The organism is Lentzea sp. (assembly GCF_035525475.1).
GTDB lineage: Bacteria > Actinomycetota > Actinomycetes > Mycobacteriales > Pseudonocardiaceae > Lentzea.
In genome coordinates, this window is record NZ_DATLEC010000090.1 from 1 (window position 1) to 9,971 (window position 9,971).

Sequence of the window (9,971 nt, forward strand, 5' to 3'; positions counted from 1 at the left end):
CCCAGGCTGTAGATCCGTACGTTGTCGGCGAGTGCTCGGCGGCTTGATCAACGAGTACGAACCTGCAGCGGCTTGATCCGCAGGTCAGGCCGTTGAGCCATGTTCTGGCACCCCACAGGGTCTGAGCGCTGTACGTGCCGAGAAATACGTTCGTGCAGGTCAGTAGGCATCGGTGGGTAGCGGTCGTCATCGGGCATGCACGCGTCCGTGCTGGTCCGCTTTGCCTACCTTGCCGTCTTCCAGGTCTTCGCCGCGTTGTGGCTGCTACGTAGGACCGATTGCGGCCAGAGGACGGGGGTTGCTCGCACAGATCCTGGACCGCACGATGATCTGGAACGAGGCCCATCTCCGGCACGCGCTGCGCGAGTACGAGCGGCACTGCAACGAGCACCGATCTCTCGCCGCCGCAGCACCCTTGCCAGCCCTGGCTCCAACCCCTTGGACCTGACCGGATCGAGCGCCTCGCGGTATGCCGACGGGACCATCTTGGTGGAGTCCTCCACGAGTATCGGCATGCCGCTTGACCTGTGTGGATGTAATTTTCGGCACGCACTGCGCCGCCGGGGCTCGCGCTCCTCGTTCCACCGCTCGGGCGATCTGCGGAGGAGCACAGCGGTCGTGACGAGGAATCCGTGCAAGTCGGTCAGGCCGGGGCCGTGCACCGCGGTGAAGGTCGAAGCCGGTTCCGCGGACGACCGTGAGCCGGTGCGCGAGCGACGGTTTTCGGCGGGAATAGCCTGAATATAGGCCGAGTATCAGCTGTGTGGGAACAGTGGGCGCCCACAGTGTTGTCGTGAAAACCGAAGGGTAGTGGTCCGGATGGAAGACCACAGGATATCGAACGTCGTCGTTCTCGGTGGCGGCACCGCGGGATGGATGACCGCGAGCTATCTGGGCAAAGCACTCGGCCGGCACGCGACCATCACGGTGCTGGAAGCGCCGTCGATTCCCCGGATCGGCGTCGGCGAGGCCACCGTCCCGAATTTGCACAAGACGTTCTTCGACTTCCTGGGCATTCCCGAGGAGGAGTGGATGCGGGAATGCAACGCCAGTTTCAAGATGGCGGTGAAGTTCGTGAACTGGCGCACGCCCGGCGAGGGCGAGCCGGAGGGTAGGCAGCTGCGCGGCCGACCGGACCACTTCTACCACCTGTTCGGGCTGCTGCCCACGCACGAGGGCCTGCCGCTGTCGCACTACTGGGCCGCGAAGAACCTCGGCGGGCAGACCGACGAGCCGTTCGACTACGCCTGCTACCGCGAGTCGCCGATGATCGACGCGCGCCTGTCGCCGCGATCGGCCGACGGCACCAGGTGGACGAACTACGCCTGGCACTTCGACGCGCAGCTGGTGGCGGACTTCCTGAAGCGGTTCGCGACCCAGAAGCAGGGTGTTGTGCACGTCCAGGACGAGATGGTGGACGCGACGATCGACCAGCGCGGTCACATCACCTCGCTCAAGACCAAGCAGGGGCGCACGATCTCCGGTGACCTGTTCGTCGACTGCTCCGGCTTCCGCGGCCTGCTCATCAACAAGCTGATGCGCGAACCGTTCCTCGACATGGGCGACCACCTGCTCAACGACAGCGCGGTCGCCACCGCCGTGCCGCACGACGACGCCGCGCACGGGGTCGAGCCCGCCACGTCGGCCATCGCGATGAAGTCCGGTTGGACGTGGAAGATCCCCATGCTCGGCCGGTTCGGCACCGGGTACGTCTACTCGAGCCGGTTCACCGACCCCGACGAGGCGGCGAGGGACCTGTGCAAGCTGTGGGACCTTGACCCCGAGGAGCAGCCGCTCAACCACGTGAAGTTCCGGGTCGGCCGCAACCGCCGCACCTGGGTGCGCAACTGCGTGAGCATCGGCCTGTCGTCGTGCTTCCTCGAACCGCTCGAGTCGACCGGCATCTACTTCATCACCGCCGCGCTCTACCAGCTGGGCAAGCACTTCCCGGACAAGCGGTTCGACCCGGTGCTGATCGACTCGTTCAACCGCGAGATCGAGACGATGTTCGACGACTCGCGCGACTTCCTGCAGGCGCACTTCACCCTGGCGCCCCGCGACGACACGCCGTTTTGGCGGGCCTGCAAGGAGATCACGTTGCCGGAGGACATCCAGTTCAAGATCGCCCAGTACCGGGCGGGCCTCGCGGTCAACATGCCGATCACGGACGAGGCGAACTACTACGAGAACTTCGAGGCGGAGTTCCGCAACTTCTGGACCAACAGCAGCTACTACTGCGTCTTCACCGGCCTGGACGCGCTGCCGGACCACCCGCTGCCGGCGCTGGCGTTCCGGCCGGACGCGGTCGAGGGCGCCGAGCCGACGTTCGCGCAGATCCGGCAGAAGCAGGCCGAGCTGCTGAAGACACTGCCCACCACCTACGACTACCTGCGTGAACTCCACGGCCGTTGACCACCCGGACGGTGGCATGCCAACTACTGGCGGCACCTGCTAAGTTTATTTGGCGGGTGCCGACCAGGATCGGCGTTCCGCGAGGGGATCCCCCACAGCCGGAAGAGGCTGCGCCCGGTGCACCGGGCGCAGCCTCTTCCGGTCTCGGGTCTCAGATGAGGGACAGCTCCGACAGGCCCTCGGCGTGTGCCGTCTCCCGCGCCGCGAGCCGGGCGAGCGGGTGGAACCGGTAGGCGGGCCTGCCCTCCTCGTCGACGTGGGCGAGCTCCAGCAGGTGGAGGTCGAGCAGGGACTCCGTGATCTGCTCGCCGTCCGCGTCGGACAGGCCGAGCAGCGTGCTCGTCACCGAGTGCGGGAACGACGGCAGGTCCAGCAGGGACAGGCGCAGCAGCGCGGCACGGGTGTGCGGTTCGAGCGAGTTGCTGCCGCCCGTGAGCCGCTCCCGCACGTCGAGGTCGCCGAGCCGCAGCTCGTCGAGCAGCCGGTCGGGATCGGCGAGCCGGTGGGCGAACCGGGCCAGTGGCCAGTGCCGCCGGGCGGCCACGCGCGCGCCGGCGATCCGGATGGCGAGCGGCAGGCCGTGGCAGGTGTCCACGATCTCGTCCGCCGCGTTCGTCTCGGCGGTCGCGCGCTCCGGTCCGATGATCTTGGTGAACAGCGACAGCGCCGCCTCGTGGCCGAGCGGTTCGAGGTCGAGCGTGTACTGGCCGGCCAGTGTGGTGAGCGAGCTGCGGGTGGTGACGATCGTGCGGCAGTGCGTGCCGGCCGTGAGCAGCGGCCGCACCTGCCGGTCGGTCGCCGCGTCGTCGAGGACGACGATCATCCGCCGGTCGGCCAGCGCGCCCCGGTAGAACAGCGCGCGCTGCTCCAGGCTCGCGGGCAGCGACGCCTCGTCGAGGCCCAGTCCCGTGAGCAGCGCTCCGAGCGCCTCGCGGGGCGGCAGCGGTGTGCTGTCGCTGCCGCGGAGGTCGACGACGAGCTGGCCGTCGGGGAAGTCCTCGCCCAGCCCGCTCGCGACCCTCAGCGCGAACGCGGTCTTGCCGACCCCGGCCATGCCGGTGACCGTCAGCGGCGCGGACCTGTGCCGCAACCGGTCGGCCGCGAGTGCGAGCTCGGCATCGCGGCCGGTGAAGTCCGGGGTGTCGGCGGCCAGGGTCACCGGCCAGGACGACGCGGTGAGGGAGTGGCGTTGCCTGGGGAACTCCCGGGAGACCTCGTTGGTGAGGATCGCCTGGTAGGCGCCCTTCAGCGTGGGCCCGGGGTCGACGCCGAGCTCGTCGGAGAGCAGTCTGCTGCCCTCCCGGAAGGTCGCGAACGCCTCGGCCTGCCGGTCCGCGCGGTACAGCGCGACCATCAGCTGGGCCCTGAACCGTTCGCGCAACGGGTTGGCGTTGACCAGCCCGACGAGCTCGGAGGTGAGCTCGTGGTGGCGGCCGAGGGCGAGCTCGGCGTCGATCCGCAGCTCGAGCGTCTTCATCCGGATCTCGTCGATCCGCGGGCGCTCGGTCTCGGCCAGCAGGTCGGTCACGTCGGTGAGCGTCGGGCCGCGCCACAGGTCCAGCGCGCTGCGCAGCGTCTCGGAGGCCTGGTCGAACCGGCCCGCCAGGAGAGCCTCACGACCGGTGTCCGCGAGCTTCTCGAACTCGTGGAAGTCGAAGCGGGACGACCCGATCCGCATGAAGTAGCCGGGTCCCTGCCGGAGCAGCACCATGCTGCCCTGCAGGTGCCTGCGCAGCCGGGACGCGTAGGTGTAGATCTGGGCCTGGTAGGTCGCGGGTGGGTTCTTGCCCCAGAGCACCTCGCCGAGTTGGGCGTCGGACAGCACCTTCTCCCTGGCGAGCAGCAGGGCCGCCAGGATCGTGCGCTGCTTGGAACCTTTCAGCGGAAGTTCAGCACCGTTCAGCCAGAGGCCGACTGGTCCCAGGATTCGGAACTCCAAAGGTCACGTCCCCCATTCAAAGTGTGCACCCCTCCCCAGTCCGGAATGGTGCGTCCCCTGAAGACACGAACTCCGGTGCGGATGCGGACCAGGAATGCCGATCCGTCCCGTGAGTTCGCCGGTGACAAGCGCGCCGAATGAGCTCTTCGATGTTCTTCCGCTGAGCGAGCAGATTTCTCACCAGGTGCGGCGCGATCTTGTTCATTGATCTCCAAACAGTCTCAACGTACCGAGATGCGCCAGGGCCGTCAACTGTGGTGGGTGGATTGTGTGCCTTTCATCCACATCGGCTGATGCGTGTAGGGTCGGTGTGCCGCGGCTGGCCGTGTGCGGACTGTGGAGGTGGTGGATGGCCGATGCGGACGGGCAGCCGGAGGGCTCCCTGGCGGCGAAGGTCGACCACCTGTTCCGGACCGTGCGTCCTCGTCCGGGGCGTGAGTACTCGTTCGACGAGGTCGCCGAGACGATCAAGGCCCGTGGCGGGCCGACCATCTCCGCCACCTACGTGTGGCAGCTGCGCCGCGGCCTGCGCGACAACCCCACGAAACGCCATCTGGAGGCGCTCGCGGGGTTCTTCGGCGTGCCGCCCGCCTACTTCTTCGACGACGCCGTCACCGAGATGATCGACTCCGAGCTCGCGCTGCTCATCGCCCTGCGCAACAGCTCGGTGCGCCGCATGGCGTTGCGGGCCTCTGGCCTGTCCGCCAAGAGCTTGAGCGCGCTCACCGCCATGGTGGAGCGGGCGCGGGAGATCGAGGGCCTGCCCGAGGGGCCGGACGGGGAGACGGGTCCGTGACGCGCCTGCGGGGGTCTTCGTGTTCGACGGGGGTCTGAGCCTGCGGCGGCTGCGCCGCCGCTGTGCCGCGCGGGTGCGCGAGCTGCCGATGCCCGACCCGTTCGACGTCCGCGCGCTCTGCGCTCTCGTCGCCGGACAGCGGGGGAGGCCGATCGAGCTCGTGCCGATGACCGAACGGCAGGGCGTGCTCGGGCTGTGGGTGGCGACCGACGACAGCGACCTGATCTTCTACGAAGAGGCGACCACGCTGCCGCACCAGGACCACATCATCCTGCACGAGCTGTGCCACCTGCTCTGCGACCACTACGCGGCGCCGCTGCCCGGGGCGGAGCTGATGCCCCACCTCGATCCCGAGATGGTCCGGTCGGTGCTCGGGCGCACCGGGTACTCGGCGGTCGAGGAGCAGGAGGCCGAGCTGCTCGCGTCGCTGGTCCTGCAGCAGGCCGGCCAGTCGGCGCCGCCGCCGGCCGAGGGGCTCGCCCACCGGATCTCCGACGCGCTGAACTGGGCCGACCCCCGCTGATGCCGGACGCCGTCCGGTTCTACCTGCCGCCGCTGCTGGTGTTCGGGTTCTTCGCGCTCATGCTGGTCAACGGCGAGTACCGGCCGCGCTCACCCGCCCAGCGCGCGGTGTGCCTCGGCCTGCTGGGACTCGGCAGCTCGCTGATCGTCCTGACCCCGGCCGGCTACGCGTTCGTCGCCGGGGTCAGCGGTGTGCCCAACATCGGCCGGCTGATCGGCCACTGCACCCTGCTCCTGGTGGCGTGGGCGGGGCTCGCGTTCGTCGCGTGGCTGACCGGATCGCCGGCGCAGGCCCGCCGCCGGTCGAGACGCGCCGCGTGGTGGCTGCTCGCCGGGGCCGCGGTGCTGACGGTGCTCTTCGTGCTCGCGCCCGTCGACGTGGACGACGTCCGCTTCGCCACGCGGTACGCGCGCACGCCGTGGGTGCTGGAGTACTGGGTCTGCTACGTCGCGTGCCTGACTCCGGCGATCGTCACGGTCATGCGCGAGACGTGGCGCTTCGCGCGGGTGACACCGGATCCCGTGCTGCGACTGGGGTTGCGGTTCGCCGCGGCAGGCGGCTTCTGCGGTCTGGTCTACCACGTCCACAAAGGACTGCTGTTCGCCGCGGCGAGGTTCGGCTTCGACTACCCGCACCTCGGTTTCGTCGACATGTTCGTGCCGCTCGCGTCGAACGTGCTCGTCTTCGGCGGCGCCACGATCCGCTGGTGGGCGCCGCGGGTCGGGCTGACCGCGCTCGTGGCGTGGGTCAAGCGCTACCGCACCTACCGATGGCTGCGGCCGCTGTGGCTCGACCTCTACCGGGCCAGCCCGCACATCGCGTTGCAACGGCCGCGCAGCGCCCACCTCGACCTGCTGCCGGACGACCTCGGGCTGCGCCTGTACCGCCGGGTGATCGAGATCCGGGACGGCCGGGTCGCGCTGCAGCCCTACCTCGATCCGGCCGTGGCCGCGCGGGCCCGGCGCAACGCCGCGCGCGCCGGGGTGCGCGGTCAGGAGGGCGACGCGTTCGTGGAGGCGACGGTGCTGGCGGACGCGCTGCGGTCCGCGGCACGGGGCTGTGAGCTCGCGGCCGAGGCGCGTGTCGGCGTGCCCGGCGGGGGTGACCTCGACAGCGACACGGCGTTCCTCGTCGCGGTGGCCAGGGCGTATCGCAGGCTCGCGTGACACCTGCTAACATTTCTTTGCATGTGCAGGGTTCAGTTGTGACAGGGGACGAGCTGCTGCGCGTCCTCGCGACGCTGGCCAATCCGCACCGGTTGCGGGTGCTGGCGGTGCTCACGAGGGAGCGCGCCTACGTCAGCGCGCTCGCCCGCGAGCTGGGCATCAGCCGCGCGCTGCTGCAGGTCCACCTGCGCAAGCTCGAGTCGGCCGGCCTGGTGCGGGCGCACCTGGAGCTGTCCGAGGACGGCAAAGCGATGAAGTTCTACGAGGTCGAACCGTTCGCCGTCGCGCTGTCACCGGAGTCGGTGGCGGTCGCCGTGCGGACCCTGACGGAGAAGGAAACGCAGGCATGAGCCCCTACGACTGGCAGGAGATCATCGGCGTCGTCGGGGTGTTCGTCCTGATCACCACCGTGACGACGGTCCTCGTCTGGCAGCTCGCGGCGACGTGGCGGGCGAAGGCGGCCCTGTCGCGGGAGAACGAGTACCGCGCGCTTGCCGAGCGGGCGGTGCAGGCGCAGGAGAACTCCGAGCGCAAGCTCGACGAGATGCAGGAGAGGCTGCGTTCCGTCGAACGCATCCTCAAGGAAGTCGAGTAGGTGGAGTGCTGGGCCGCGAGCGGCAACTCGACGGCCCAGCTGAAGAAATGTCTCTCGCCCGAGGGCGAGTTCTGGTGAGCACTCCTTCGAGGAAGGACCTTAGTCGATGCTGCCTGGACACAGGTCGGAAGTCGCACTGGTGGAACGGGTGGCCTCGTGGTCGGTCCGGCACCGGGGCCTGGCGGTGGCCGGATGGCTGCTGGTCGTGCTGCTGGCCGTGCTGGCCGGCGCGCTCGCGGGGCAGGGGGCCTCCGCCCGTGACCCCGGCGAGTCCGGCCGCGCGGGCGAGGTGCTGGACCAGCAGCGTTCCTACGCCCCCGTGCGGGAGAACGTGCTGGTCGAGGGCCCCGGCACCGAGGACCTCGTCGCGGCGCTGCGCGGCAGTGGCGCTGTCACGGAGCTGAGCGTCTCCGGCGAGACGCCCTCGCTGGTCACGTTCCACGTCGCCGGACCCGACGCCGAGGTCTCCGCGCACTACGACGCGGTCGTGCGGCTCGTGGCGGAGGCCTCGTCGCGCCACCCGGACACGCGGTTCTCCCAGGCGGGCGACCGCAGCCTCGCGAAGGCCGTCGACCAGGCGGTGAAGGACGACTTCCAGCGCTCGGAGCTCATCTCGCTGCCGATCACGGTCGTCATCCTGCTGGTCGTGTTCGGGTCGCTGGTCGCGGCGTCGGTCCCGCTGCTGCTCGCCGGGACCACGGTGGCGGCGGCGTTCGGGCTGCTCGGACTGGTCGGGACCTGGATCCCGGTCAACAGCGCCACGTCGTCGATGATCCTGCTGATCGGTGTCGCCGTCGGCATCGACTACTCGCTGTTCTACCTGCGGCGCGAACGCGAGGAACGCGCGGCGGGCCGTTCGGTGGCCGAGGCGTTGCGGATCAGCGCGCGCACGTCCGGGCGGGTGGTCGTGGTGTCCGGGCTGACCGTGGTCCTGTGCGTCGCGGGCTTGCTGTTCACCGGCCTGGACAACTTCCGCGGCCTGACCGTCGGCACCGCGCTCGTCGTCGGCCTCGCCGTCGCCGGCTCGGTCACCGCCCTGCCCGCGTTGCTGTCGCTGCTGGGGCGCTGGGTGGACCGGGTGCGCGTGCCGTTCCTGCGCCGCACGCACCCGCGCGAGTCCCGGCTGTGGACGGCGGTCGCGCGCAAGGTGGTCCGCCGGCCCTGGCTGTGGGGCGGCCTCGCCGTGCTGTCGCTGCTGGTGCTGGCCGTGCCCGCCCTCGGCATGCGGCTGCAGGACGCGGGCGCCACGAACAGCCTGCCGCGGTCGGTCGCCGCGGTCGACGGCGCGATCCGCATGCAGGAGGCGTTCCCCGGCACGCCCACGCCCGCGCAAGTCGTCCTGTCGGGCCGGGTGGACGACGTGGACGTCTCGGCGCTGCACCGCGAGATCGCGTCCAGCGGCGGGCTGCTGCACGAGCCGCTCACGGCCGCGCGGGTGGACTCCGCGCTGGTCCTGCGGGTCCCGCTGGCCGGGACGGGCACCGACGACGAGTCGAACCGGGCCCTGGAGCACCTGCGGGAGAAGGCGTTGCCCGCCGCGTTCGGCGACGTGCCAGGGGTGTCGTTCGCCGTGTCGGGCAGGACGGCGTTCGCCCACGACTTCACCGCACAGGTCCGGGCCACCACGCCGCTGGTGTTCGGGTTCGTCCTGCTGCTCGCGTTCGTGCTGCTCGTCGTCGCGTTCCGGGCGCTGGCCATCCCGCTGATCTCCATCGGGCTGAACGTCCTGTCGATCGGCGCGGCCTACGGCGTGCTCACGTGGGTGTTCCAGGACGGGCACCTCGAGTCGGCGCTCGGGTTCACGTCCTACGGGGGCGTGGTCGGGTGGCTGCCGCTGTTCATGTTCGTGCTGCTGTTCGGGCTGAGCATGGACTACCACATCTTCATCCTCAGCCGGATCCGCGAACGGTGGTCCGGCGGCGCCGACGCCCGTGCCGCGATCGTCGGCGGGGTGGGCGGCAGCGCCGGGGTGGTGACCAGCGCGGCGGTGATCATGACCGCGGTGTTCACCGTGTTCGTCACGCTGAGCGCGATCGAGTACAAGATGCTCGGCGTCGGCATGGCGGTGGCGATCCTCGTCGACGCGACCCTGGTGCGCGGCGTGCTGCTGCCCGCGGCCCTGGCCGTGCTGGGCGACCGGGCGTGGGTCCTGCCCGGCGGCCTGGGCCGGTTCGCCCACGTTCCCGGGCTCGCCGGCGGCTCCTCCCGGCAGCGCGCCGCGGCGCGCCTCGGCGCCGGATAGTTCGGGTATAGACCCAGTATTGGGCCCGCGAGAACTGTTCAGGCGACCGGAGACGATCACCTGAGGAGTTCTCGTGGCCGAGGAACAGGACGACAAGCAGACCTACCGCGTCGTGCTCAACGACGAGGAGCAGTACTCGATCTGGCCCACCGACCGGGACCTGCCCGCCGGGTGGCGCGCGGACGGCACCGAGGGAACCCGTGCCGACTGCCTTGCGCACATCGGTGAGGTGTGGACGGACATGCGCCCGCTCAGCCTCCGCCGCCGCATGGCGGAAGCAGCGCACTAGTCCGCACGA

General features: G+C 70.1%; 9 protein-coding genes. 8 read left to right on the forward strand and 1 reads right to left on the reverse strand.

Translation table 11 applies throughout. The features are described from left to right. The first annotated feature begins 819 nt into the window (after window positions 1-819). Complete coding sequence (locus VM306_RS16060; protein WP_325515790.1) at window positions 820-2,412, forward strand: tryptophan halogenase family protein; 1,593 nt, start codon at window positions 820-822, stop codon at window positions 2,410-2,412. A gap of 151 nt (window positions 2,413-2,563) precedes the next feature. On the opposite strand, the gene VM306_RS16065 is transcribed toward VM306_RS16060, so the two are convergent. Then, window positions 2,564-4,351: an AfsR/SARP family transcriptional regulator gene (locus VM306_RS16065; protein ID WP_325515791.1), complete on the reverse strand. Its 1,788-nt coding sequence runs from the start codon at window positions 4,349-4,351 to the stop codon at window positions 2,564-2,566. A 349-nt stretch (window positions 4,352-4,700) separates the two neighbouring features. Between VM306_RS16065 and VM306_RS16070 the strand changes: the two genes are divergently transcribed. The 7 genes from VM306_RS16070 to VM306_RS16100 all read left to right on the forward strand — a co-directional run bounded on the left by VM306_RS16070 (window position 4,701) and on the right by VM306_RS16100 (window position 9,962). Continuing rightward, on the forward strand, window positions 4,701-5,147 hold the full coding sequence (locus tag VM306_RS16070) for a helix-turn-helix domain-containing protein (RefSeq protein WP_325515792.1): 447 nt from the start codon (window positions 4,701-4,703) through the stop codon (window positions 5,145-5,147). Between the two features lie 19 nt (window positions 5,148-5,166). Beyond that, on the forward strand, window positions 5,167-5,670 hold the full coding sequence (locus VM306_RS16075; RefSeq protein WP_325515793.1) for a hypothetical protein: 504 nt from the start codon (window positions 5,167-5,169) through the stop codon (window positions 5,668-5,670). Then, entirely contained in the window at window positions 5,670-6,836 is a 1,167-nt protein-coding gene (locus VM306_RS16080) for an MAB_1171c family putative transporter (protein WP_325515794.1), read from the forward strand. Before VM306_RS16075 ends, VM306_RS16080 begins: the two co-directional genes overlap by 1 nt. A gap of 38 nt (window positions 6,837-6,874) precedes the next feature. Then, entirely contained in the window at window positions 6,875-7,186 is a 312-nt protein-coding gene (locus tag VM306_RS16085) for an ArsR/SmtB family transcription factor (protein ID WP_325515795.1), read from the forward strand. Further along, window positions 7,183-7,431, forward strand: coding sequence for a hypothetical protein (locus VM306_RS16090; protein ID WP_325515796.1), 249 nt, complete (start codon window positions 7,183-7,185; stop codon window positions 7,429-7,431). The genes VM306_RS16085 and VM306_RS16090 overlap by 4 nt, the downstream gene beginning before the upstream one ends. Before the next feature lie 106 nt (window positions 7,432-7,537). Further along, window positions 7,538-9,673 (forward strand): MMPL family transporter, encoded by a 2,136-nt coding sequence (locus VM306_RS16095; RefSeq protein WP_325515797.1) that lies wholly within the window; start codon window positions 7,538-7,540, stop codon window positions 9,671-9,673. 73 nt (window positions 9,674-9,746) lie between these two features. Then, entirely contained in the window at window positions 9,747-9,962 is a 216-nt protein-coding gene (locus VM306_RS16100) for an MbtH family protein (RefSeq protein ID WP_325515798.1), read from the forward strand. Window positions 9,963-9,971 lie beyond the last annotated feature (9 nt).